Raw genomic sequence first — 22,594 nt, forward strand, 5'->3', positions numbered from 1 at the left:
CCATGAGTTCAAACTCACCAACCAATCCAGACAATCAAGAAATTGACTTGTCACAAGTTTCAAGAAAATTAGGCCAGGCATATGAGAATTTTCTAAGTTGGGTATTTAGAGGATTCCTTTTTGTAAAAAGGAATATTATAATTCTTGCAATTCTTTTTATTATTGGAGCTGGATTGGGGTTTTATTTGGATAAAGAAAAAAAAGGCTATGAAAATAAAATAATCGTAACTGCTAATTTTGGAAGTATAAATTATTTATACTCAAAAGTTCAATTACTACAATCAAAAATTAATGAAAATGATTCAATTTATCTAAAAAACACAGGTATTTCGGATTATAAAAACATTACCGAAATCAAAATTGAACCTATAATTGATATATATAAATTTATAAGCGCTAACGAACAAAATTTTGAATTTGTAAAACTTTTAGCAGAAAATGATAACTTGAATGATGTAATTAAAGATGATTTAACGAGTAGAAATTATCCTTTTCATACAATCTCTTTCTTTATGAAAAATAAAGTTAATGAAGAAAGTATGGTAAATTCATTAATGAAATTTTTTAATGATAATGATTTTTATAGCTCCTTACAAAAAGAAAGTTATAAAAATATTCAAATGAAAATCAATCAAAATGATTCAATAATCAATCAAATAGATAGGATCTTAAATAATTTTTCTAAAAACCTTAAGAGTGATAAATTAGTTTACAATAATGAAAATAATCAATTGAATGATGTAATTAAAACTAAGGAAGGCATGATTCAATTACAGGGAAACTTGAGGATTGATTTATTAAATTTGGATAAAACGATAAAAGAAAATAGCCATGTACTAAATATTGAGCGCACAAAACCCTTAAAAGAAAAAAAGATTATTTTATTTCCTCTATTGTTTTTGGGATTATTTTTAGCCATACGTATATCTATAAAATTTTACAAAAACCAAGCCTTAAAAGTTAAGTCCTAAAGTATTATAACCATTATTAGTTAAGAGTAAAAAAAAAAGATATTAAGAATACAACATTAACAAAAAAAAATTAATTTTGGCAAAAAATTTTATATACATGAAAGCAAACATTATTGTAGCAAGTTTATTAATGCTAGCATTATTCTCCTCTTGTAAGGACGAGAAAAAAGAAGAGGCAAAAGCAGCACCTGTTTTAAACAATATTCAGGTTACTCTTGATCTAGTTATAAAAAAAGATGATAGTTTACAGTTGTTTTATAAGGATGAAGCTATTCCGGCATTTAATGAAGAAAATTCAATAATAACTCCGGTTAAAGGTAGTTCTGAGCGTCAAGAAATAGTTTTTAATTTACCTGAAGAAATTACACCAACTGAACTACGTTTTGATATTGGGAATAAAGAAGGTCAATTACCGGTTGTAATTAACAATTTTAAAATGCAATATAAAGACGCAATTTATGATAGCAAAGACTCTACAATGTTATATTTTTTGCCAAACAATCAATTAAAATATGATCAGGCAACGAAAACTTTGACTTATAACAAAGTAGAAAATGAGCCTTATGATCCTTTTATATATTCTACTGAGCTTTTAAAAAAACAAGTTGGGAATTTATATAAAACAAAAAAATAGTTTTTTTAAAATAATTTCATGAAATGTACTAATATCTCTTGATTTTAGTACATTTTTTTTTAATTGAGTATTTACACTATGAGAGTAATTAAACTTTTTATAGCTTCTTTTTTTCTAATATCTTGCAATAATGAAATATCTCAAAAAAATATTGAGGTTAAAATTATAATGGAGGTAAAAGTAAGAAAAGACGACAAGTTTCAACTTTTTTATAGTAACAGTTTTTTTGAATCTTATAATGAAAAGCAAAGTTCAATTGTAAAAGTCATTGGGAGGGACGATTTTCAAGAAGTAGAGTTAAAAATAATGAAAGGTTTCATTCCTAAAAGAATCAGAATAGATTTAGGAGATAATCAACAGCAATCACCAATAATCATCAATAAAATAACTATTACAAATAACAATATTTCGAAAATATATGAAGGGTCGGAAATTTTAGAAATGTTTGAATTTAATGAGTATATAGTATATGATAACCAAAATCACTCAGCAACCTTATTGAAAAACGAAAAAAATTATGATCCTTATTTAATTTCGAAGAATTTAGATTCAGTTTTTCAAGAAATATTGAACTAACATTTTAATACTATGCTGAAAGGATTTATAAAAAACGTCTCATATTTAGTAATAATTCAGATTAGTAATACTCTTTTACCCCTTATAATAATGCCATATTTGGCACGGATTATTACTCCAGAACAATATGGTGATATAGAGTTTACAAGGATTTTTTGTTATTATTTTTCAATTGTTATCTTATTTGGTTTTGATTTTACTGCTACCAGGGACATTTCTATTCATAGAGACGATAAGGATCAAGTAAATGATATTATATCTCAAACTACTTATGCAAAAATTATTCTATTTATAATTTGCTCAATTACTTTTTTTATTATAATATTTTCAGTTCCTTCATTTAATTCTATTTATTGTTTATTAATTACTACCTATTTAATTAATATTGGATATGCTTTTTATCCTCTTTGGTTTTTTCAAGGAACAGAAAACCTTAAACTTGTTACAACCTTAAGTTTTTTAATAAGGTTTTTTATAATTGTAATTACAATGGTTTTAATACGTAAAGAGGAAGACTATTGGATATTTAATTTTCTCCAAGGAATATCGCTTATATTAATTAGTATTACTTGTTACTTATTACTTAAATATAAATATGGTTTCAAATTCACAAAATATAACCTTAAAAAGGTTAAAACAGTATTGAAAGATGGGATGCCATTATTTTTATCAATTATTCTTGTCACTGTAATGACATCTTTGTTTTTCCTTTTTTTGAAATTAAACAGTGATGCAAATGAAATGGCAAAATTTTCGACATCAAATAAAATTATTGCGACGATACAAAGCTTATTGCTTCTACCTTTTACACAAGCTTTTTTTCCTATTATTACAAAACAGGCAGATGAAAACCTAAGTCTTTTCAAAAGAAACATAAAAATAGTCGCTTTAGCATTGTTAATAATTACATTTTTAACGGGTTTAATAATCTTCTTTTTTGGTGATATTATAATCATGTTAATTTTTGGCGAAAAATATTTATTAGGTTTTGAATCTTTAAAGATATTAGCTTTTTTACCTATGTTTGCATCGCTGACTAATGTTTTTGCTTATCAAGGGTTATTAAGTTTGAAAAAGGATAAGTTGTTTTTAGCCATTCATATTGTATATGCAATATTCTCTGTTTTAATAAGCTTATATTTAATTAAAAATTACAATGCTTATTTAGCATCTATAATAAGATTAGTCATAGAGATTTTACTTTTTTTAACAGCAATGATTTTTTATTTTAAATCAACTGGTAATAAACAGGCTGTCAGAGTTTAGTTTCAATTTATTATTTTGGGTAAATCTTGGTTTTCCTTTTTTAATTTAAACAATCAAAAATGTTTTCAATTATAATTCCGTTATATAATAAACAACATTCAGTAAAAAGATGCATTACCAGTATATTAAATCAATCTTTTAAGAATTTTGAAATAATTGTAATAAATGATGGGTCAACGGACGAGAGTCTAGCAGAAGTGCTTTCAATTAAAGATGAAAGAATACACGTGGTAAATAAACAGAATGAAGGAGTTGTAAAAGCGAGAAACCTAGGAATATCTTTGAGTAACAATCCATTAATCTCATTTTTAGATGCTGATGATTATTGGTATTCCACGCATTTAGAAACTATTTATAATTTGTATAATGATTTTCCAGATGCTGGAATTTATACTACAAAATATTTATTTTATCATTCTGAAAAGAAACAAATCCTGCCTTATTTTATTGGAATACCTGATGAGAATTGGAGAGGTGTGGTAGAAAATTATTTTGATTCAAGTTATGTTTATAGATTGGGCTGTACAGGAAGTAATGTTATTCCAAAGAAAGTCTTTGAAAAAATTGGATATTTTGATGAGACACTTAAAATTAGTCCATATGGAGAGGACATAAAATTATGGATTAAAATAGCGCTTAGTTATCCTGTAGTGTATGATTCTAAAGTGACATTCATATATGATTTAAGTGGAGAGAATCATCTTTCTAAAAACGATATAAAAAAGAGAAGCTATGCAACATTCGAAGAGTTTGAATCAATTGAAAAAACGAATAAAAGTTTAAAAAGATATTTAGATCTTTTTCGAACAGAGTTTGCTCTTAAAAACAAGATTGGCGGTAATATTAAAACCTACTTAAAATATAAGAATGAAATAGATGTTCAGAATTTAAATTGGAAAATTAAAATCCTCTTTAGTTTGCCAAGTGGTCTATTAAAAAGGCTTTATACTTTTAAACAGTATTTAGAAGACAAAAAAATAGTAATCGATATCCATCACTAATAAACTCTTGTGTTTCCATAAACATATTAAATACCACTAAAAATTAGAAGAATGAATTTCACTGATAGTATAAAATTGAATAAACATAGCATAATTATGTTTATAATTTTTTTTATAGTATTCAGTTCATCTATGTTTACCAGTTTTGAATCTTCACTTAGGTATTTAAAATATTTAATGTTTCCAATTCTTTTAGGAGTATTATATGTTTTTGATGAAAGAGTGAAAATAAATAAAATCTTATATTATAATTTAATCGCTTATGGTTTTCTACTAATTCTAAATTTTACAACTTCTTTAATATTAGGCCAATTATCAGGCCGATTTTTTGAAGAAAGTTTATTAATACTGTTGCCACTATTAACTATTTTTATAATATCCGGAATTCAGAATTTCAATCTACAAAAACTTATTAATGTCGTTTTTTATAGCTATTCTGTGTCCTATATATTGTATAATCTTCAGGAATTTTTAAATATTTCTAAATTATTAGCTAATATAATTTTGGCTTTAAGATACTCAATCCTTCCCACAGAATCATGGCTAGCTTTTCCAATGGGATTATTTTGTATTTACTATATAATAGAAAAGGAGAAAGTTAAATCAATAATAGCAATAGTTTTATTTGTATTTGCTTTTAAACGAATTTCAATATTTGCATTTCTTTTATCTTTAGGTGTATATTTTCTATTCTATGTAAGAAAAAACAGAAAATTTCTAAAAAATAAAGTCGTTACATATTTCATGACGCTAAATGTGTTTTTAGTGACAATATTATATTTTTTTATAAGTGGAGCTTTTTCTAAAATTATTTTTAAATATACTGGCCTTAATGTCAATCATTTTACACAAGGCAGATTTAAAATTTATAATGATACGATAAATAATTTTAAGGATGATATATGGCTGGGTAGTTCTTTAGGTAGTACACATACCTACATCGATAGAAAGTTCGATAACGTTTCTTTTCTACATTCTGATATTTTAAAAGTAATAATAGAACTCGGAATTTTTTCTTTCTTAATTTGGATTTTTACATTTTTATATTTGAATATTACCAATAAAAAAACAATTCCCATAATTTTATATTTAAACATTTTATTTCTTACAGATAATGTTTTTATATATTTTGATACACTTTTTGTTTTTTATTTAATATTAATAAAATTTAATAAGGATGAAAAAAACATCGATAGTAGTTTATAAAAAATTTTTTTTTGAATTTTCAATATTATTAATGGCCATTTCTATGCCATTTTGGATGTTTTTAAATAATATTTCAATAGGAATTGCATTAATTGCCACTTTAGTGTTAGTTAAACCAAAAAAATTAATAAAAAATTTTATAACTAATAAAATTTCTATTTCATTTTTCATTTTGTATATAATAATGATACTATCATTATTATATACTGAAAATCTTTCTTACGGATATAAAGTTTTAGGTCGTTGCAGTATGTTTGTGCTTATTCCTATAATATTTGCGGGAGTAAAAGAATTTATTAATCAAAGATTATTCGGATTAATTTTAAAATGTTACATAATAGCTACCGCACTTGCCTGTCTTTTGTGTTTAAGTTTTGCAGTAATAAAAACCATCGAATATGGAGCAGTAAATCCGTTTGATAAATCTAACGGAAATTTCTTTTCTTATTTTAATTTAACTGCTGTATTAAAAACACATCCTATTTATTTTGGAGTAAACGTTGTATTTTCACTATCTGTTTTATTACATGAATTGGTGTCTTCTAAGTCTATTTTGAATTTATCAAAGAAAAGCTTGCTAATCTTTATTAGTTTTTTTATAATTTTTATTCCACTCCTTAATTCTTTTATTTTACTTGTATCAAGTTTTATTATATTTTCCATAACCATATACAATTTCTTCATACGGAAAAGACTTCAGAAAACATATTTGAAAGTCATGGGCTTTGTAATTTTATTAATGATCCCAGTTTATTTTTCAACGTATTTTATTGCGGAAAAATTTAAAGGGATTGATTTGATTGAAGATATTACTACACGAGATTATTCTGGAGATAAGTTTACAGCTATAAGGGCTAGAAATGCAAAAATAAAAAGCTCAATAGACCTTATTAAAGACCATCCTTTGATTGGAGTAGGTATAGGAGATGGAACACATGAGCTAATTAAATATTATTCAAAAAATAAATTTGAACATGGTGTAAAAAGGGGATACAATTCTCACAATCAATTTTTAACGACATTTATTTATACTGGTATTTTCGGATTTTCTATTCTATTTTTTATTTTCATTTTTGCTTTCACTTTTGCTATAAAGAAGAAAAATTTTTATTTACTATTTTTTTTAATCGTCTCGGTATTGTTCTTTTTAACTGAATCGGTTTTAGAAAGGCAAAAAGGTATTTTTATATTTTTATTTTTTGTTTCTTTGTTGCCGCTGTATGAATCGCATTTGCTGGAACCAAAAAATAAAACCAAATAATTAATGACGCTCTTCTTTCTATTTCCTTTAAAAGGGCCAGTAAATGGTGTTAAGGTAATTTCAAAAAGCATTTTAGATTTACTTCTTTGTGAAAACTTTAAGGTAGAAGTAATTGATACCGCTCAAGCGGATAGTTATTCTAATTTTGGAAAATTTAACTTCAAAAAAATCAGATTCTTTAGTAATCTCTTGAAAAAAATTAGAATAGTAAAAAAAGGAGATTTTGTTTATATGAATTTTTCTACTAGAGGCTTTTCTTTATATAGAGATTTAGCAATACTTAAATATCTTCAAATAAAAAAAGCAAAAATCACAATACATATACATGCCAATGGATTGGAAGAAATTAAAAATCGTTTTTTGATAAAAATTTTAAGCAAAGTAAAAATTATAGTGATTAATGAATATCAGTATGAAAAACTAAGTCATTTCAAAGAAAAGGTTTGCATAAAAAATGCACTTCCTGATTTTTATAAAAATAAATTCAATATAGAGACTGATCCATTAGAAGATGAAATCAAATTGCTATACATGTCAAATATATCAAAGCCTAAGGGAGCTGATTTATTGAAAAAAATAGCTTATGAAATCGCAGAAAAAAGACCCAAGTATAGTTTAACTATATGTGGGGGTATTATGGACCAATATTCGAACGACTGCATTGATGAAATAGTTCATAAATTTGATTTTATTAAATATTTAGGACCTATTGAAGATGAAATCTTAAAAATGAAGATTTATAGGGAAAACGATTTTTTACTTTTTTTAAGTGATGAAAATTATGAGGTTTTCCCTTTAGTCTATATTGAATCTTTAATGAATGGTTTGCCAATAATTACAACTAAACAAATTGTTTCAAGCGAGGTTATTGCTAACGATACCGGTTCTCATATCAAAGAAAATTCAATTAGTGATGTAGTTGAAAATTTACTTCTAAAAGATACAATAGAAGACTTAAAGAAAAGGGCTCGATTAAAATATGAAAATCAATTTGATTTTGGAGCCTATTATAACGAAATAAAAAAGGTAATATTTCATGGATTATAAACAGGAAATATCAATTTTGGTTGTAACACACAACCATGATCGCTATATTAAAAAATTAATTGACTCACTTGAAAAATTTCAATATTTCAATGTCTATTTCTGTGAAGCGGCTTCTAGTGATTCTACTCTTGAAATATTGAAAACCAGTATATTTAAGAATAACATATTAGTAAAAACTAAATTAGAAGGATTTTCTAAAAACAATAACGATTTAATCCGACATTTTAACCTTAATACAAATTTCTTTCTTCTCATCAATCCAGACTTATATTTTGAAGAAGATTTTATTAAAACTCTATATGAATCTTCACAAAAAGATCCCAATATTGGAATTATAGCACCAGAAATTCATTATCCAGATAATAGATTGCAAGTAACCTGGAAAAAATTTCCTAGCATTTTTCAAGTTTTTAAAAAACGTTTAGGATTTCTAAAAACAATAGATGAGGTGCAAATGAAAAATAACAATATCGATTGGTGTATAGGGGCGTGCATGCTTATTAATAAAGTATTATTAAAAGATAACAATACACTTTTAGATGAAAGATATAGACTATATTGTGAAGATGTCGACATCTGTTTTGAAGCACATCAAAGAAAATTATTAGTGGTAGGTGAAAAAAAAGCTGTAGCATTCCATTATTTAAATGAATTAAGCTCAAAAAAAATCTTTAGTAAATATAATTATTGGAATATCCGTAGTATTATTAAATTTGCTTTAAAATGGAATTGGAAATACTTTGCAAAAAAATCACATAAAAACATTTAAAATTAATATTTCAAAAAGTATTTTGGGTTTTTTATTCATAATACTTTATCTTACTGATGCAATCAGTAAGATTGGTGATTTTTATCAAAGTAATATATCCTATACAGCAATCATAATTAAGATAGTGCTACAGATAGTACTTTTTTTAAAAATTAACAAGGAGAGAAATTTTGAAGCAATTAGGATATTAAAAATCGTATCCTTTTTAAGTATTGTTTTTCTTCTAGGACAATTTTTTTCAAATTCTGAAGTACCATTTCTTAATAGAGTATTTTCCAATCTAAAAATTCTAAATTGGTATCTGTCTATTTTCATTTTATATGCAGGTGCAATAACTTTTTTAAGCGCTAATTCAAATAGGAAAGATGAAATCAAAAGCCTGTTTTTGGCTTTTGAATGGATTTTTTATTTTAATTCTTTGCTAATGCTTATAGGATTTTTTTTTGATATAGAAATCTTTAAAGCTTACTATTATTCCAATAGATTTGGTTTTAATGGTTTAATAAGGAATGCCACGCATGCAAGTTATATCTGTATAATTTACATCATATATTTTTATATCAGCTATAAGGATAAACCTTCTAAAACATCTGGAATTTTACTCTTAATTTCCGTTTTTGTGTCACTTTTATTGGGAACCAAAGCTGTTCTCTTATTTTTATTTTTATTATCGATTTACTGGTTAATTAGTTTGAGAAAATATTTGTTAATAATTACATTTTCAAGTTTATTAGTAATATTTATTTTGTTTTTTGACAAATTTATGAATGGATTCATTAAAGAACATTCTTATGTGTTGTATGATGTTTACAAAAAAGATGGGATTATAACTATGCTATTTTCATATAGAAATGAATCTATTTTAAAAGAATTTTATCCATACATTACTCAAAATTGGACGACATTTAATTATATTTTTGGAGGAGCAGAATTTAATCTCCATAGAACTGAATTTGAATTTTTGGATTTGTTTTGGTTTTTTGGAATTGCAGGTATGATGTTTTATTTATATGCATTTTTAAAACACATTTTAAATTTTAAAATATTTTTGACACATATCCCGATAATACTATTATTTATTATAATTTTCCTTGCTGGGAGTTTTTTTTCAAGCATAACAACAATGACATTTTTTTTAGCCTTAATCGTTTTTTTAAAAAAGAAGAGTATAATTAGTGCATAAAATAGTTTTAATATTATTTTTGCAGATTCTAATCAAAAATTATTTGTTTATGAGGTATCTTGTCATTTTAATTCAAGAAAGATTTAAAACTTGTATTGTATGAGTAAAAGAATCCTCATTACAGGAGCTGCAGGCTTCTTAGGATCCCATTTATGTGATCGTTTTATAAAAGAAGGTTATTTTGTAATCGCAATGGACAATCTTATTACGGGTGATTTAAAGAATATTGAACATTTATTCAAACTTGAAAACTTCGAATTTTATCATCATGATATAACCAAATTTGTCCATATACCAGGCAAATTAGACTATATATTGCATTTTGCATCTCCAGCAAGCCCAATTGACTATCTTAAAATTCCTATACAGACATTAAAGGTAGGATCATTAGGGACTCACAATCTTTTGGGATTGGCAAGAGTAAAAAAATCAAGAATTTTAATAGCATCGACATCCGAAGTCTATGGTGATCCATTGATCCATCCACAGACGGAAGAATATTACGGAAACGTAAACACAATAGGACCAAGAGGAGTTTATGATGAAGCAAAACGCTTTCAGGAATCCATTACCATGGCATACCATACATTTCATGGTGTTGAGACCAGAATCGTTAGGATTTTCAATACCTATGGACCAAGAATGCGATTAAATGATGGTAGGGTAATTCCGGCTTTTATTGGTCAGGCACTCCGAGGGGAGGATTTGACTATATTTGGCGATGGAATGCAGACAAGGTCTTTCTGTTATGTAGATGATCAGGTGGAAGGAATTTACAGACTGTTACATTCGGATTATATATATCCAGTAAATATTGGGAACCCTGATGAAATAACAATTAAGGATTTTGCGGAAGAAATTATCAGTTTAACAGGAACAAATCAAAAGGTTGTCTATCGTCCTCTGCCGATAAATGATCCGTTGCAAAGACAGCCGGACATTACAAAAGCAAAAGAACTTTTGGGTTGGGAGCCTAAAGTATCGAGATCAGAAGGAATGAGAATAACCTATGAATATTTTAAATCTTTATCATCAGAAGAATTACTGAAGGAAGAGCATAAAGATTTTTCAAAATATATTTTTTAAGTGCGCAAAAAAACGGGAAGATACTCTGGCTATATACGGCCATTTTCATATGTGCTAGATTTGATTATCATCAATATCTTAGCTAACTTTCTATTGCCTGAAACGTTAAATCTAATAGGATATCATTTTTTTATCTCTATTTCTTGGCTGATTATTGCCTGGAATATTGGTTTCTATGAAGTCTATCGTTACACGAAAGTTATCGAGATTTTCAGTAATATCCTCAAGCAGTATTTATTCTTCCTTTTAATCAATTTTGCATTTATTGGGTTTTACCTTAAATTTTCGGAACCCTCGAAAATGATTGAATTTGTTAGCTTCTCACTTATTTTAGTGAGTCTTGCCAAATTTTTCATTTATTTTTCATTGCGAAGATTTAGAGTTGTTTTTGGCGGTAATTTCAGAAGAGTAGTTATTGTAGGTAACGGAAAAAGTGTAACCCAACTAGGAGATTTTTTTAATGAAAATCCAGATTATGGATATAAACTGGAAAAAGTATTTACACTGACTCCAAACAAAAAAGAACAAATAGACGAATGTTTTGATTTTGTCTTAGAAAACAAAATTGATGAAATCTATTGCTCATTGTCAGATTTATCAAACAGTGATGTAAATAAGTTTATTGACTTTACAGATAATAATCTAAAAATATTAAAATTCCTTCCAGATAATAAGGAAATTCTGGCCAGAAACCTGATTTTTGATTATTACGATTATATTCCTATAATTTCCTTGAGAAATATACCACTAGACGAAGTAGCCAATAAAATAATAAAACGAATATTTGATATCGTTTTTTCATTGGTAATTATTATCGGAATTCTTTCTTGGCTAATTCCAATACTTGCGATTCTTATAAGGCTTGAATCCAAAGGAAGCGTTTTCTTCAAGCAGAAAAGAAACGGATTGAATTATAAAGAATTTTATTGCTATAAATTCCGTTCCATGCGATTGAATGAAATAGCAGATTTATATCAGGTTTCCAAAAACGATCCTAGAATTACAAGAGTCGGTAAATTCATAAGAAAAACAAGTATTGACGAATTACCTCAATTCTTCAACGTTCTATTAGGAGATATGTCTGTTGTAGGGCCAAGACCACACATGGTGAGCCACACAGAGATGTATGCCAGAAGAATTGATAAGTTTATGGTACGCCACTTCATCAAGCCGGGCATTACCGGTTTGGCACAGACTAAAGGTTTCCGTGGCGAAGTTGAAAGTGATAAAGACATTATCTATCGCGTAAAATTTGATATTTTCTATCTTGAGAACTGGTCGTTGTTATTGGATATCAAAATCATTTTCCTCACGGTAATCAATGCAATTAAAGGAGAAGAAAAAGCCTACTAGCAATGGAAGCGAATCTGGTTTCCATTATTACACCTTCTTTCAATTCAGAAAAATTTATTTCAGATACGATACAATCGGTTCAAAATCAGACCTGCCAAAACTGGGAAATGATTATCGTTGACGACGGATCTACAGACAATACAGTTTCCATAATAGAAGAATTCCTTCACGACAACCGAATCCAATTACATCGATTAGATAAGAATTCAGGAACAGGCGTTGCCCGTAATACAGCAATTTCTATTGCGAAAGGCAGGTATATTGCCTTTCTGGATTCAGATGACTTATGGAAACCAGACAAGCTTCAAAAACAAGTAGAGTTTATGGTTTCTAAAAACCAACCTTTCACTTTTTCCTATTACGAATGTATTGATGAAGAAGGAAAAGCCTTGGGGAAAATTATCCAGGCTCCCAAAATACTTACCTATCGACAGTTATTTTGGAGCAATTGGGTGGGGAATCTGACTGGAATTTATGATGTGAATTTTTTTGGAAAAATAGCCATTTCTTCAGCAAGAAAACGCCAGGATTGGATGATGTGGCTTACGATACTCAAAAAAATAAAAACGGCAGAACCTATTCCGGAAAGCCTGGCAATTTACAGAGTTCGGGAAAATTCTATCTCCGCATCCAAAACAGAGCTTTTAAAGCATAATTACAAAGTTTACAGGGATTACCACCAAAAGAGCGCCATTACAGCAGCAGCATGCATGATAGGGTTTTTATTTACCCATTTTTTTCACTAAGCCTAGATATGTAAAAAGGATCAAGATTTGATTAAGGATTGAAATTGTTTCAGTTTACCACGGTTAGTACGAGCTAAAGAAGTTTTTCGGATAAATGTGAATTTTAAGTTCGGTTCTAAGTATAGTGAAATAGCATCTTCAATTTTGGCAATCTGTTCAAGCGTCAGTTCAACATCACTTACATATTCAATTTCAAAAGAATCAATCTTGGTCTGTCTTATTATAAACTCTTTTACGTTTCCATCATCCTCGATTATGCTCTTTGTAACATAATAAAAAGTCAGTCCCGGTGATTTTTTACCGCTTGGTAACACGGCTACATCATTCGTTCTTCCAGTGAGTTGTTTTAGAATAGGTTTTTTGAATGTACTTTTTGGATCAAGGATTCCGACATCACCAATATCATATCGAATAAAAGGATGTGCCTTATTGTAAAGCGAAGTAATCACAACCCGACCTTGAGTACCATGCGGAACCGGTTGTCCGGCATCGTCCAAAATCTCAATGAATAAAGTTTCCGCATTGACCTGCCATTCTCCTTTTTGATTTTCAAAAGCAATCAGATCCAATTCTGAAGCGCCGTACTCATTAACAATGGGCACTCCAAATTGTTTTTCCATTAGAGCTTTATCTTTTTCAAAAAGCATTTCCGAAGTGACAATGCAGACTTTGAGCGTAGGGCAAATATCTTTTAGGATTATATTTTTTCGTTCCAGGTATTTGGCAAATAAGACAATAGAACTGGTGTAGCCGTTGATATAATCAAATTTTTTGCGTTTAAAATGGCCTAAGAATTTTTCCAAAATCGGATCAGATAAATCAAAAATCGGAAACCGGAACCTATGGCTTAGAAAATCTTTTAGACGTTCTTTTTTGTTTCCAATAAAATCCAACGGAATGCCATAGAATCGTGCCTGGTAAGAACTGTTAAAATCAATTCCATACCACCCGAAACGGTACATATTAGAAGCCCAGGTCATGGCATGTGAATAATTGTCTTTAGCAAAAATAAACGGATCGCCACTGGAACCGGAAGTCTTGTTTACAAATACATTTTTAGCAGTAAAACCTTGAGAAAGTCTCAAATCTAAAGGTTGTTGCAGTTCTTTTTTAGTCAGTACTGGCAAAGCATCCCATTGGTCAGAAGTCTTTCCAGAGGCCAATTGGCTATAAAAGGGATTGTTTTTCAAATGGAAATCAACAATCTGCTTTCTTTTCCCAAGGATGTAACTTTCGTAACTTGCTTCTGGAATTTCAAGGATATTGTCAAATTCCAATCGGGCTTCATCTATGGGAAAGCCGCTAATTTTTAAGGAAAAGTCAAAAAGTTTAAACACAGCCTGAAAGTTGATAGTTTTTAGTAAATTAATTATTTTTTATCTTCAAAAGCAATTAATTTTGGCACTTAATTAAACAACAACACAACAATGACAATTTTATTATTAGGATCTGGCGGAAGAGAACATGCTTTGGCCTGGAAAATATTGCAGAGCAAAAAATGCTCACAACTATTTGTAGCGCCGGGAAATGCTGGTACAGAAACAATTGCAAAAAACATCAATATCAGCCCAACTGATTTTGAGGCTATAAAAAATTTCGCTATCCAGGAAAAAATTGAAATGGTTGTCGTTGGACCTGAAGATCCTTTGGTTGCCGGAATTTATGATTTCTTCAAAAATGACGAAAACCTCAAACATATCCCAGTAATTGGTCCGTCAAAAACAGGAGCGCAGCTTGAAGGAAGCAAGGAATTCGCAAAAGAATTTCTTGTAAAGAATAATATACCAACAGCAGCTTACGGAAGCTTTACCAAAGAAACTTTAGCAAAAGGACAGGAATTTCTAGAAACACTTGCTCCGCCTTACGTTTTGAAAGCGGATGGATTGGCAGCTGGTAAAGGTGTCTTGATTATTCAGGATTTGGAAGAAGCCAAAACGGAATTAGCCAATATGCTTGTTGGAGAAAAATTCGGACAGGCAAGTTCTAAAGTTGTAATCGAAGAATTTTTAGACGGAATCGAATTGAGCTGTTTTGTCTTGACCGATGGGAAAAACTACAAGATACTTCCAACAGCAAAAGATTATAAAAGAATTGGAGAAGGCGATACCGGACTGAATACAGGAGGAATGGGAGCTGTTTCACCAGTTCCTTTTGCTAATGACATATTGTTGGAAAAAATTGAAAACAGAATTGTAAAACCAACAATAGCCGGATTGCAAAAAGACGGAATAGAATACAAGGGTTTTGTATTCATTGGTTTGATTAATGTGAAGAATGAGCCAATGGTCATTGAATATAATGTCAGAATGGGCGATCCGGAAACCGAAGTCGTTATACCAAGATTGAAATCAGATTTGGTGGAATTGTTTTTAGCCATTGCTGAAGAAAAATTAGATGAGGTTGCCTTAGAAATAGATTCTCGAAGTGCAACAACCATTATGGTAGTTTCAGGTGGCTATCCGGAAGATTATGAAAAAGGCAAAGTCATTTCTGGAATTGAAACAGTTTCAGATTCGATAGTTTTCCATGCAGGGACTAAGATGGCAGATGGCCAGATAGTAACTAATGGAGGAAGAGTATTGGCTGTGACATCCTATGGAGATAATTTTCAGGAAGCAATCCAAAAATCATATCAGAATATCGAAAAGCTGAAATTTGAGAAAATGTATTTCAGAAAAGATATCGGATTTGATCTATAACCAATAAAAAAACCGAGAAGCAGTACTTCTCGGTTTTTTGTTTTATTAGAATAGCTTACTTTAGGAATGAGTGAGCTGTAGTATCTTGAAACTCGTCATTATTGGCTTTGTGCAGTTTTAACTGCTTGATCCAATAAACAATTGCCACAGCACAGATGATCATAAAAATCCAGTTTAGTGTGTTGGCAGCCCACCAGTTTTTCAGTTCTAATTCTCTGAAAAAATCAAGCGGTTTGAATAAAATGTCTACAAATAAATATTGTATTCCTTCAAAAAATGATTTCATATCGTTTGTTATGTTTTATTTTATGAACTTCTAAAATTTCTGTAGAGATCAACTTTATCATAGTTCATTTTAGAACAAGTAGTATCTTTACACTGCAAAAGTATAAAATATCCTCATGATTACAAGCATTTTTAGCAAATCTAGGCCGTTAAATTATATAATTATTTCAACGCTACTGGTCGTATGCTATTTTTTATACCTACAAAAGTTCCCGGAACGAGTTGATTCTGTCGAAGGCATTCTGTCTAGTATAGGGCTATTGCTGGTTTTGATAGGCTCGCTATTTATTGTAAATTTTGTAACGAAAAAGAACGGTTTGAGTAAAGACAACAGCTTTACGTTTCTTTTTTTCTTTTCTTTTTTGGTTTTATTTCCAACGACCTTAGTCAACGTAAACCTGATTCTCTCCAATTTTTTTATACTTCTGGCGCTGCGCAGGCTGATTTCATTACAATCATTACTCACACCGAAAGAAAAAATATTTGATGCCTCGCTTTGGATTTTTATAGCTGCTATTTTCCATTTCTGGAGCATTTTATTTATCCTGATTGTTTTTGTGTCGATTCTTTTCCACGTTTCCAGAGATTACAGGAACTGGATATTGCCATTTATTTCCTTTTTTGCTGTAGGAGTCATTACCCTGATGTATGCCTTGATTTTTGACAGAAGCTTGATTGAGACAGTTGTTGATAGTGCCCTGATAGATTTTAATTTTAATTATTTTACGAATAATTATCAAAACTTTGCGCTTTCGCTTTATGTGGTTACTGCGGCTTTCTTTTTTATTACACAGGCATTGACATTACCAAACAAACCACTAAACATGCAGTCGTCCTATAAAAAAATAATTGTTGCGTTTTGTATTGGTGTGGTAGTCTTTTTAATTTCTTCCAATAAAAATAACAGCCTACTGATATACACTTTTGCTCCTGTAGCCATTATGGCTACTAATTACATCGAGTCAATGCAAATCAATTGGCTGAAAGAAACCTTTGTATATGTAATTGTGGTCTGTAGCTTGCTGACGTTTTTTTCGCAATTATAATTTATTGCCATACGCCAGATCGCCAGCGTCTCCTAAACCAGGAACAATATAATTTTTATCGTTCAACCTTTCGTCAAGAGTGGCTACCCAAAGATGGCAATAGTCAGGAAGATGTTTTTGCAGATAAGAAATTCCTTCTGGCACAGCAATTACGACAGCGATATGAACTTCTTTTGGAGTTCCTTTTTCCATCAATTTATTAAAAACGGCTACCATAGATTGACCTGTAGCCAACATCGGATCTATAAGCAAAAGGTTTTTGTTTTCAATACTTGGAACAGCCTGATATTCTACCTTGATTTCAAAAGCATCGTCATTATTATAATGATGGCGGTAGGCCGAAACAAATCCGTTTTCAGCGCTATCAAAATAATTCAGAAAACCTAAATGCAGAGGCAATCCGGCACGCAAAATGGAACATAAAACCAAATCATCCTGAATTTCCGTTGTTTTTTTAATACCTAGTGGCGTTTGAATTTCTACATCCTTATAATGAAGATTTTTACTCAGCTCATAAGACATTATTTCGCCAATACGTTCAATATTCCTCCGGAAACGCATACTGTCTTTCTGTACGTTTACGTTACGAATTTGTCCTAAGAAATGATTTAGTACGCTGTTGGCTTCTGATAAATAATGTATTTGCATGTTTTTTTAAGTTTCTAAGTTTCTGAGGTACTAAGTTTCTGAGTTCAGCGATCTAGTCTAAAGTCTAAAGTCTAAAGTCTGAAATCTGAAATCTGAAATCTGAAATCTGAAATCTGAAATCTGAAATTTTTCCCAGCCATAAAGGTATAAAAAGTATATTTGTATTTTAATTGTAAAAATATGTTTTCAAAATTAGCGTATTCCGTATTCGAGCAGAGCATTAAGGATTATCACAAGCATGATAATGTGGACCAGCCGATCAGCAACCCGTATTCAAATGATACATTTGAGCATTTATTATACCTGAAAAACTGGATTGATACTGTGCAATGGCATTTGGAGGATATAATCCGTGACCCGAATATTGATCCTGTGGCTGCTTTGAAATTGAAAAGAAGAATTGATGCTTCCAATCAGGAAAGAACAGATATGGTGGAATATATCGACAGTTTTTTCTTGAAAAAATATAGCGGTGTTAAAGTAAAAGACAATGCTAAGATCAACTCTGAAAGTCCGGCATGGGCATTTGACAGATTGTCAATCTTGGCTTTGAAAATCTATCACATGAACGAAGAAGCTACACGTGAAGATGCAACTCAAGACCATAGAAATGCGTGCCAGACCAAACTTAACATTCTTTTGGAACAACGTTCGGACTTATCGACAGCTATTGATGATTTGCTTACCGATATTGAAAATGGAGACAAGTTCATGAAAGTCTACAAGCAGATGAAGATGTATAATGACGATGAATTGAACCCTGTTTTGTATCAAAACAAAAAATAAATACAGATGGCGGATAAGAATTTTATTAGTTCCGAACCGTTATTTTTCAAGATTGTTTACGGTCTGACTTTTTTAGCATTTCTCTACGTTTTGTATGAAATGCTTTTCTTGCAAGCCGAACAGCAATCTCAACCATTAAAATTGATTGTTCTTGCGCTGTTTGGTGTCTTCTTTATTCGAAAAGGCCTGAGTGGAATGAGACAAAAATAATAACGAAAGACTTTTTTGATGAAATTTCATAAAAGTCTTTTTTATTTTAAAACTAATGCCAAAAATCAAACACATTTTAGTTTTTAGGCTTTCAGCGATGGGAGATGTTGCAATGACTGTTCCTGTATTGAGAGCTTTTGCAGCTCAATATCCGGATGTAAAGCTTACGGTGGTTTCCCGACCTTTTTTTAAGCCTTTTTTTAATGGTATTCCTAATCTTGACTTTGTTGCTATCGATTTGAAAGAAAGGCATAAAGGATTTTTAGGCCTGGTTCGATTGTACAAAGACTTGAAGAAACTCGGTATTGACGCTGTAGCCGACTTGCATAATGTGCTGCGTTCCAAAATAGTGCGAACTCTTTTTGCATTAGGCGGTAAAAAAACCGCTTCTGTTGACAAAGGTAGGGACGGAAAAAAAGCGCTAACACGAGCAGAAAATAAAGTTTTCAAGCCGTTAAAGCCAATGTTTGAAAGACATAAAGAGGTTTTTCGACAGCTAGGTTTTGAAATCGACCTAAAAAATCCTGTTTTTCCTGAAAAGGCAAGCCTGACACCGGAAATTTTAAATATTACAGGGATAAAAAACAAAAAATGGATTGGCGTTGCGCCTTTTGCACAATATGACTCTAAGGTTTATCCACAAGACATGATGCAGCAGGTTATCGACAGGCTGTCTGAAAACCAAGAATATGCTGTCTTTTTATTTGGAGGAGGAAATAAGGAAATAGAAATCCTGAATCAGCTGGCCAAAGGAAAAGAAAACGTCATTACGGTAGCCGGAAAGTTAAAACTCGAAGAAGAAATAAAACTGATTTCCAATCTCGACCTTATGCTTTCAATGGACTCAGGTAATTCGCATATTGCAGCCATGCTCGGTATAAAACTGATTACGCTTTGGGGTGCTACGCATCCATATGCTGGGTTTTTACCTTTTAATCAGGAATTAAGAACAGCACTTGTTTCAGATAGGGAAAAATATCCACTGCTGCCTACATCAGTTTATGGTAATAAAAAAGTAGAAGGCTATGAAGATGCCATGCGAAGCATTCCGGTAGAAAAAGTCGTTACCGCAATCCAAGATGAGTTAAAAGGATAAGATGTTCCTCAATATTAAGGATTTGTCTTTTTCTTTCTTCTTCGAATTAGTATCCAGATAATAATTCCTGCAACTATAATCGTCCAGATATTGACGAAGAAGATAATGATCTCTTCCAAAATATGCCATCCCGTTTTCAGACCATCCATAATCCTAACGCCAATGCTTGTTCTGGATTCTTCATTTTCAGGATTAGCAATTACCTCTTTTTTGAACTCTTCCCTTTGGTAAAGAGATAAGCTCAGGGTACTGAAATTTACCTGGTCTTTCAGAGAAAGATTTGACAATTTGGCCTCGTCAGATTGCGTTTGACTGTCGTGTAATCTGTCTTCAGCATCAAGTGTCTCACCTAATTTTTTGCCACGATTCGTTATTGCATCCTCAACTCGTTTTTGATTGTCCTGATTTCTTTTTTGTGAAAGGTCATTTGACAACAATTTTAAGGAAACATCATCTGCTTTTATAACCCTAAAATCCAAATAGTCGATTTGTCGGGCGATGGTTTTTAAAGTAGTATCCAATAGCGTATTTGGAACACGAATAATCATGTTGTTCTCCACAACAAAACGAGTCGTTTCAACTAACGAGTCGTTGCTTATTTTTGCTGTTGAGGTATTGACAATATTGCTTCTCAATTCGGTTGAAGTTACAAAACCTCCAAATTTTGCAACTGTATTTTCAATGGCATAAGTTGATTTTGCTACGTTTTTAACTTTGAATCTCAAATCAGCCGTACGGATAAATTTCCGGTTAGAGTTTTTATCTACGACAGCAGCTGATGATGAAACCATTGGAGCTTCATTTGAAACAGCAGTTTCTGCTGCGGCATCTTCGGAATAGGCTTCACGCCCTTCGTTTTGTTTACAAGAAAAAAAACAAGCAGATACTAGAAGAAGATAAACGACTTTTTTCATTTTTCAAATATTTGATAATCAAATGTAATTAAAAAAGAATCTTGATAATGAAGCGTGAGAGTGTATTTTATGAAAAAATTATTAGTTTTTTTCTTTCCCATTAAAAATATTGCTATTTTGGCTTCGTGCAAAAAATCTATTTGTTTTTATGACCATTCAGGCAAATCCACTCGGATTACATCAATTACTCACACTTCATGTAGAAGATCATAAAAAACTTATTCAAGTAGAAGAGTTTGTAGGTTTTACAGAAACATTGCTTAAAAAATATAACCTGGAAAAAGTCGGGATTGCTTCGCATGTTTTTGATAATAAAAGCTATACAGTATCTTTTTGTCTGATGGAGTCCCATATCTGTATCCATACCTGGCCAGAAAACAAGAATTTGGCTCTGGATATTTATCTGTGTAATTATTCGCAAGACAATACGGAAAAGGTTAGGCAATTGGCCCAGGAATACATTGCTTTTTTTGGAGCCAAAATTTTAAAACAAGTTGAAATAGATAGGTAATGCATATAGCTTGTAAAAAATGCGGTACAACTACATCAATCGAAAGCAGTTTCGAAGTCAAATACTTTGGCTGTCCTAATTGCAGGAGCTTGTTTGAAATCAAGGAGGAATTAACCTTTGTTAAAGAATTCGATTCCAAGCCGTTGAATCCTATACTGAAAATAGGAAGTAAAGGCATTATTGAAGGAGATGAATATGAAATCATCAGCATGTTCATCAAAAAATTTCATGCCATTCATTATTGGAGAGAATATACACTAAAATCAAAAGACGATCACTATTTATATCTGTCAGAATCAGAAGGACATTGGATTCTGCTTGAAGAAATTCAGGATAAGTTCGATGCCTCCAGAAAATTTAAGAGGCTGACATATAATAATGTGACCTACGATTTATATGAAAATACGCATTGCAGGGTTGAATCGGCCTATGGTTTTTTTGATGCTGAAATACCTAAGTCGGAAATACAAATCATAGAATACATAAAGCCTCCTTATATCGTTTCGATTGAAAAATTAGGAAAAGAAGAAAAGACATATCTAGGAAGGCACATTAGCAGAAGGGAATTAAAAAAGGCATTTGGTAATCCGGAGTTACCGGGAAAATTTGGTGTCGGATCGGTGCAGCCATTCCTTTTTAGTTTTTATAATGTGGCTATCATTTTTTGCTGTACGGCCATTCTTATTTTACTAACACAGCTGTTCGTGAATAATAGTAGGAGCGAAACCGAAGTGTTTTCAAAAACCTTTTCATTTACAGAATACAATAATAAGGACTTTGTTTCGGAGTCATTTACTTTAGAAGGAGGTTCTGCGCCGCTGTCTGTCCTTATCCATTCTGAGGTAGATAATTCATGGGCCAATGCGCAGGTCACATTGGTTAATGAAAAAACGAATGAGGAAGAATCTGCCAGTCAGGATATTGAATATTATCACGGAAATACTGATGGCGAAAATTGGAGTGAAGGAGACAGAAGCGAAGAATTTAATATTTGTGGTGTAGGAGAGGGAAAATACCATCTGGTCATCACACCTCAAAAGCAACCTGACGATACTTTAAATGATCGTATAACAGTCAAAGCAGTATGGAAAAGCCCGTCAATGTGGAATTTCTTTATTTCGATATTGGTTATGGGAATTATTTTGGGCATCATCTTTTTTGCAAATAAAAGCTTTGAAACCACCCGATGGAGCACTAGCGATTTTTCACCTTTTAATGAATAGAAATTATGGATATTTATTCGATAAAAAATTTTATTGCAAACAACAAATGGCCAGTCCTGGCGGGGATTTTGGTTTAT

At 30.7% G+C, this 22,594-nt stretch carries 24 protein-coding genes; 20 read left to right on the forward strand and 4 right to left on the reverse strand.

The genetic code is table 11. The features are described from left to right. The first annotated feature begins 2 nt into the window (after nt 1–2). The 13 genes from FJA49_RS03460 (at nt 3) to FJA49_RS03520 (ending at nt 13,099) form a co-directional block, all read left to right on the forward strand. On the forward strand, nt 3–971 hold the full coding sequence (locus FJA49_RS03460) for a hypothetical protein (protein WP_139998890.1): 969 nt from the start codon (nt 3–5) through the stop codon (nt 969–971). Between the two features lie 97 nt (nt 972–1,068). Next, nucleotides 1,069–1,605, forward strand: a complete 537-nt coding sequence (locus FJA49_RS03465) for a hypothetical protein (RefSeq protein WP_139998892.1) — start codon at nt 1,069–1,071, stop codon at nt 1,603–1,605. 78 nt (nt 1,606–1,683) lie between these two features. Next, entirely contained in the window at nt 1,684–2,181 is a 498-nt protein-coding gene (locus FJA49_RS03470; RefSeq protein ID WP_139998894.1) for a hypothetical protein, read from the forward strand. 12 nt (nt 2,182–2,193) lie between these two features. Further along, on the forward strand, nt 2,194–3,447 hold the full coding sequence (locus tag FJA49_RS03475) for an oligosaccharide flippase family protein (RefSeq protein ID WP_139998896.1): 1,254 nt from the start codon (nt 2,194–2,196) through the stop codon (nt 3,445–3,447). Nucleotides 3,448–3,506: 59 nt separating this feature from the next. Next, nucleotides 3,507–4,448: a glycosyltransferase family 2 protein gene (locus tag FJA49_RS03480; protein ID WP_139998898.1), complete on the forward strand. Its 942-nt coding sequence runs from the start codon at nt 3,507–3,509 to the stop codon at nt 4,446–4,448. Nucleotides 4,449–4,625: 177 nt separating this feature from the next. After that, nucleotides 4,626–5,654, forward strand: a complete 1,029-nt coding sequence (locus FJA49_RS03485; protein WP_158629438.1) for an O-antigen ligase family protein — start codon at nt 4,626–4,628, stop codon at nt 5,652–5,654. Continuing rightward, nucleotides 5,626–6,915 (forward strand): O-antigen ligase family protein, encoded by a 1,290-nt coding sequence (locus FJA49_RS03490; protein ID WP_139998902.1) that lies wholly within the window; start codon nt 5,626–5,628, stop codon nt 6,913–6,915. Before FJA49_RS03485 ends, FJA49_RS03490 begins: the two co-directional genes overlap by 29 nt. 3 nt (nt 6,916–6,918) lie before the next feature. Next, nucleotides 6,919–7,962, forward strand: coding sequence for a glycosyltransferase family 4 protein (locus FJA49_RS03495; RefSeq protein WP_139998904.1), 1,044 nt, complete (start codon nt 6,919–6,921; stop codon nt 7,960–7,962). Continuing rightward, on the forward strand, nt 7,952–8,731 hold the full coding sequence (locus FJA49_RS03500) for a glycosyltransferase (RefSeq protein ID WP_139998906.1): 780 nt from the start codon (nt 7,952–7,954) through the stop codon (nt 8,729–8,731). The genes FJA49_RS03495 and FJA49_RS03500 overlap by 11 nt, the downstream gene beginning before the upstream one ends. Before the next feature lie 22 nt (nt 8,732–8,753). Continuing rightward, on the forward strand, nt 8,754–9,914 hold the full coding sequence (locus tag FJA49_RS03505) for a hypothetical protein (RefSeq protein WP_158629439.1): 1,161 nt from the start codon (nt 8,754–8,756) through the stop codon (nt 9,912–9,914). A gap of 99 nt (nt 9,915–10,013) precedes the next feature. Then, nucleotides 10,014–11,000 (forward strand): UDP-glucuronic acid decarboxylase family protein, encoded by a 987-nt coding sequence (locus FJA49_RS03510; RefSeq protein WP_139998910.1) that lies wholly within the window; start codon nt 10,014–10,016, stop codon nt 10,998–11,000. Further along, entirely contained in the window at nt 11,001–12,353 is a 1,353-nt protein-coding gene (locus FJA49_RS03515; protein WP_139998912.1) for an undecaprenyl-phosphate glucose phosphotransferase, read from the forward strand. A gap of 2 nt (nt 12,354–12,355) precedes the next feature. Beyond that, a complete protein-coding gene (locus tag FJA49_RS03520) occupies nt 12,356–13,099 on the forward strand; it encodes a glycosyltransferase family 2 protein (RefSeq protein WP_139998914.1) in 744 nt (247 codons plus the stop codon). A gap of 20 nt (nt 13,100–13,119) precedes the next feature. Here FJA49_RS03520 and FJA49_RS03525 read toward each other — a convergent pair whose 3' ends face one another. Next, entirely contained in the window at nt 13,120–14,436 is a 1,317-nt protein-coding gene (locus tag FJA49_RS03525; RefSeq protein WP_139998916.1) for a phenylacetate--CoA ligase family protein, read from the reverse strand. Nucleotides 14,437–14,526: 90 nt separating this feature from the next. On the opposite strand from FJA49_RS03525, the gene purD reads away from it, so the two are divergent. Then, nucleotides 14,527–15,798, forward strand: a complete 1,272-nt coding sequence (gene purD / locus FJA49_RS03530) for a phosphoribosylamine--glycine ligase (protein ID WP_139998918.1) — start codon at nt 14,527–14,529, stop codon at nt 15,796–15,798. A gap of 55 nt (nt 15,799–15,853) precedes the next feature. On the opposite strand, the gene FJA49_RS03535 is transcribed toward purD, so the two are convergent. After that, complete coding sequence (locus FJA49_RS03535; protein ID WP_139998920.1) at nt 15,854–16,084, reverse strand: DUF6341 family protein; 231 nt, start codon at nt 16,082–16,084, stop codon at nt 15,854–15,856. 115 nt (nt 16,085–16,199) lie between these two features. On the opposite strand from FJA49_RS03535, the gene FJA49_RS03540 reads away from it, so the two are divergent. Then, a complete protein-coding gene (locus FJA49_RS03540; RefSeq protein ID WP_139998922.1) occupies nt 16,200–17,129 on the forward strand; it encodes a DUF6427 family protein in 930 nt (309 codons plus the stop codon). Here the strand turns inward: FJA49_RS03540 and upp are convergent. Next, on the reverse strand, nt 17,124–17,777 hold the full coding sequence (gene upp / locus FJA49_RS03545) for a uracil phosphoribosyltransferase (RefSeq protein WP_139998924.1): 654 nt from the start codon (nt 17,775–17,777) through the stop codon (nt 17,124–17,126). The genes FJA49_RS03540 and upp overlap by 6 nt on opposite strands. A 180-nt stretch (nt 17,778–17,957) precedes the next feature. Here upp and FJA49_RS03550 point away from each other — a divergent pair, with 180 nt between their 5' ends. From FJA49_RS03550 to FJA49_RS03560, 3 genes are read left to right on the forward strand one after another with little or no spacing between them, the layout of a single operon-like run. Beyond that, nucleotides 17,958–18,563: a DUF4254 domain-containing protein gene (locus FJA49_RS03550; RefSeq protein ID WP_139998926.1), complete on the forward strand. Its 606-nt coding sequence runs from the start codon at nt 17,958–17,960 to the stop codon at nt 18,561–18,563. A 6-nt stretch (nt 18,564–18,569) separates the two neighbouring features. Next, the gene (locus FJA49_RS03555) at nt 18,570–18,773 is read left to right on the forward strand and encodes a hypothetical protein (RefSeq protein ID WP_139998929.1); all 204 of its coding nucleotides are present in this window, start codon (nt 18,570–18,572) and stop codon (nt 18,771–18,773) included. Nucleotides 18,774–18,828: 55 nt separating this feature from the next. Beyond that, on the forward strand, nt 18,829–19,869 hold the full coding sequence (locus FJA49_RS03560; RefSeq protein WP_199758348.1) for a glycosyltransferase family 9 protein: 1,041 nt from the start codon (nt 18,829–18,831) through the stop codon (nt 19,867–19,869). Nucleotides 19,870–19,883: 14 nt separating this feature from the next. Here the strand turns inward: FJA49_RS03560 and FJA49_RS03565 are convergent, their stop codons facing one another. Then, nucleotides 19,884–20,783: a DUF4349 domain-containing protein gene (locus FJA49_RS03565; protein ID WP_139998931.1), complete on the reverse strand. Its 900-nt coding sequence runs from the start codon at nt 20,781–20,783 to the stop codon at nt 19,884–19,886. 148 nt (nt 20,784–20,931) lie between these two features. Between FJA49_RS03565 and FJA49_RS03570 the strand changes: the two genes are divergently transcribed. Beyond that, a complete protein-coding gene (locus FJA49_RS03570; protein ID WP_139998933.1) occupies nt 20,932–21,294 on the forward strand; it encodes an S-adenosylmethionine decarboxylase family protein in 363 nt (120 codons plus the stop codon). Then, entirely contained in the window at nt 21,294–22,517 is a 1,224-nt protein-coding gene (locus FJA49_RS03575; RefSeq protein WP_139998935.1) for a DUF4178 domain-containing protein, read from the forward strand. Before FJA49_RS03570 ends, FJA49_RS03575 begins: the two co-directional genes overlap by 1 nt. The last annotated feature ends 77 nt before the right edge of the window (nt 22,518–22,594 follow it).

The organism is Flavobacterium microcysteis, assembly GCF_006385255.1.
Lineage (GTDB): Bacteria > Bacteroidota > Bacteroidia > Flavobacteriales > Flavobacteriaceae > Flavobacterium > Flavobacterium microcysteis.

Bases quoted from the DNA above. Each gene is read 5' to 3' on its own strand.
- FJA49_RS03460 (WP_139998890.1), top strand. From the start codon at position 3: ATGAGTTCAAACTCACCAACCAATCCAGACAATCAAGAAATTGACTTG.
- FJA49_RS03465 (WP_139998892.1), top strand. From the start codon at position 1,069: ATGAAAGCAAACATTATTGTAGCAAGTTTATTAATGCTAGCATTATTC.
- FJA49_RS03470 (WP_139998894.1), top strand. From the start codon at position 1,684: ATGAGAGTAATTAAACTTTTTATAGCTTCTTTTTTTCTAATATCTTGC.
- FJA49_RS03475 (WP_139998896.1), top strand. From the start codon at position 2,194: ATGCTGAAAGGATTTATAAAAAACGTCTCATATTTAGTAATAATTCAG.
- FJA49_RS03480 (WP_139998898.1), top strand. From the start codon at position 3,507: ATGTTTTCAATTATAATTCCGTTATATAATAAACAACATTCAGTAAAA.
- FJA49_RS03485 (WP_158629438.1), top strand. From the start codon at position 4,626: ATGTTTCCAATTCTTTTAGGAGTATTATATGTTTTTGATGAAAGAGTG.
- FJA49_RS03490 (WP_139998902.1), top strand. From the start codon at position 5,626: ATGAAAAAAACATCGATAGTAGTTTATAAAAAATTTTTTTTTGAATTT.
- FJA49_RS03495 (WP_139998904.1), top strand. From the start codon at position 6,919: ATGACGCTCTTCTTTCTATTTCCTTTAAAAGGGCCAGTAAATGGTGTT.
- FJA49_RS03500 (WP_139998906.1), top strand. From the start codon at position 7,952: ATGGATTATAAACAGGAAATATCAATTTTGGTTGTAACACACAACCAT.
- FJA49_RS03510 (WP_139998910.1), top strand. From the start codon at position 10,014: ATGAGTAAAAGAATCCTCATTACAGGAGCTGCAGGCTTCTTAGGATCC.
- FJA49_RS03520 (WP_139998914.1), top strand. From the start codon at position 12,356: ATGGAAGCGAATCTGGTTTCCATTATTACACCTTCTTTCAATTCAGAA.
- purD (WP_139998918.1), top strand. From the start codon at position 14,527: ATGACAATTTTATTATTAGGATCTGGCGGAAGAGAACATGCTTTGGCC.
- FJA49_RS03535 (WP_139998920.1), bottom strand. From the start codon at position 16,084: ATGAAATCATTTTTTGAAGGAATACAATATTTATTTGTAGACATTTTA.
- FJA49_RS03540 (WP_139998922.1), top strand. From the start codon at position 16,200: ATGATTACAAGCATTTTTAGCAAATCTAGGCCGTTAAATTATATAATT.
- upp (WP_139998924.1), bottom strand. From the start codon at position 17,777: ATGCAAATACATTATTTATCAGAAGCCAACAGCGTACTAAATCATTTC.
- FJA49_RS03550 (WP_139998926.1), top strand. From the start codon at position 17,958: ATGTTTTCAAAATTAGCGTATTCCGTATTCGAGCAGAGCATTAAGGAT.
- FJA49_RS03555 (WP_139998929.1), top strand. From the start codon at position 18,570: ATGGCGGATAAGAATTTTATTAGTTCCGAACCGTTATTTTTCAAGATT.
- FJA49_RS03560 (WP_199758348.1), top strand. From the start codon at position 18,829: ATGCCAAAAATCAAACACATTTTAGTTTTTAGGCTTTCAGCGATGGGA.
- FJA49_RS03565 (WP_139998931.1), bottom strand. From the start codon at position 20,783: ATGAAAAAAGTCGTTTATCTTCTTCTAGTATCTGCTTGTTTTTTTTCT.
- FJA49_RS03570 (WP_139998933.1), top strand. From the start codon at position 20,932: ATGACCATTCAGGCAAATCCACTCGGATTACATCAATTACTCACACTT.
- FJA49_RS03575 (WP_139998935.1), top strand. From the start codon at position 21,294: ATGCATATAGCTTGTAAAAAATGCGGTACAACTACATCAATCGAAAGC.